Annotated in this window: 1 protein-coding gene; it reads right to left on the reverse strand. The window is 62.6% G+C overall.

What is annotated here, in order from left to right:
• On the reverse strand, positions 1-1113 hold a 1113-nt coding region (locus tag EOA29_RS35800), incomplete at its 3' end, for an acyl-CoA carboxylase subunit beta (protein WP_145970022.1).
• Positions 1114-1620 lie beyond the last annotated feature (507 nt).

A 1620-nucleotide genomic window follows, 5' to 3' on the forward strand; every position in this document is an offset into this window, starting at 1 on the left:
TTCCTGCGCCGTGCCGGGCAGGAAGCCCGGAACGTCGACGAAAGTCACGATCGGGATCGAGAAGCAGTCGCAGAAGCGCACGAAGCGCGCCGCCTTTCGGCTGGCGTCTGAATCCAGCACGCCGGCCAGCACCATCGGCTGGTTGGCGACGAAACCGACGGTTCGGCCGTCGACGCGGCCGAAGCCGGTGACGATGTTCTTGGCGAAACTCGCCTGGATCTCGAAGAAGTCGCCTTCGTCGGCAACCTTCAGGATCAGTTCCTTTATGTCATAGGGCTTGTTGGCGTTGTCGGGGACCAGCCGGTCGAGCGACATGTCATAGTCCATCACGGACTGGTAGCATTCGATCTCTGGAATCTCGGCGGTGTTGGAAGCCGGCAGAAGATCGATCAGGCGGCGCATCTGCAGAAGCGCCTCGACGTCGTTGTCATAGGCGCCGTCGGCGATGGAGGATCTGGTCGTGTGCACCGTGGCGCCGCCGAGGCTCTCGGCCGTCACCGTCTCGTTGGTCACCGTCTTCACCACGTCCGGGCCGGTGACGAACATATAGGAGGTGTCGCGCACCATGAAGATGAAGTCGGTCATGGCCGGCGAATAGACATCGCCGCCGGCGCAGGGCCCCATGATCAACGAAATCTGCGGAATGACGCCGGAGGCAAGCACGTTGCGCTGAAAAATCTCGGCGTAACCGCCAAGTGCGGCCACGCCTTCCTGGATGCGGGCGCCGCCGGCGTCGTAGAGGCCGATGATCGGCGCGCGGTTGCGCAGCGCCATCTCCTGAACCTTGACCACTTTCTCGGCATGCGCCTCCGACAGCGAGCCGCCGAAGACGGTGAAATCCTTGGCGAAGAGATACACCGGCCTGCCGTTTACCGTGCCCCAGCCGGTCACCACGCCGTCGCCGGCGATCTTGGTCTTCTCCATGCCGAAGTCGGTGGAGCGGTGCTCGACATACATGTCGAACTCCTCGAACGATCCTTCGTCGAGGAACACCTCGATGCGCTCGCGGGCGGTGAGCTTGCCCTTCTTGTGCTGGGCCTCGATCCGCTCCTTGCCGCCGCCCATGCGGGCGATCTCACGGCGGCGCTCGAGTTCCTTCAGCACGTCTTTCATCGCTGCCCCCAAAAAGGAAAGGTGATTTGTGGTAATCGGGAGGGCGGGGGAGCGCAAGCACCCTGTTCTTGTTGCATTGCAACATCACCCCTTGCATTTCAGGCCGGACTCGGCCATATGCGGCGGCATAGGCGCTTGGGCCGGTTTGTCCGGCTTTCTCCACGCATGAGACTGGTTGCGTCTGTTTTCCCTCTTTCCGGCAAGTCGGCCTCTCTGTCCGGCAGTCGACAAGGTGGCGAAAGAGCCCCGGAGCATGAAGCTCGCGGGCACGACAGCGCAGCCGCGCGGACGCTTCCGTCCGCCGCCTTGTCGTTTCCTGACAATTTTCGCCGGCAGGTTGCGCCCTGCCGCCATCGCTGTTTGCGGCATCGAGCCGCGTGAAAGAAGATTATTTTGACCAACGAAAACCAGGCGGAACAGAACGGTTTCGCCACCCTAGGAATCACCGGCGCGCTGCTCAAGGCCGCGAACGCCGCGGGCTTCATCGATCCGAAGCCGATCCAGATG

Origin of the sequence: Mesorhizobium sp. M1E.F.Ca.ET.063.01.1.1 (assembly GCF_003998155.1) — a bacterium.
Taxonomy (GTDB): domain Bacteria; phylum Pseudomonadota; class Alphaproteobacteria; order Rhizobiales; family Rhizobiaceae; genus Mesorhizobium.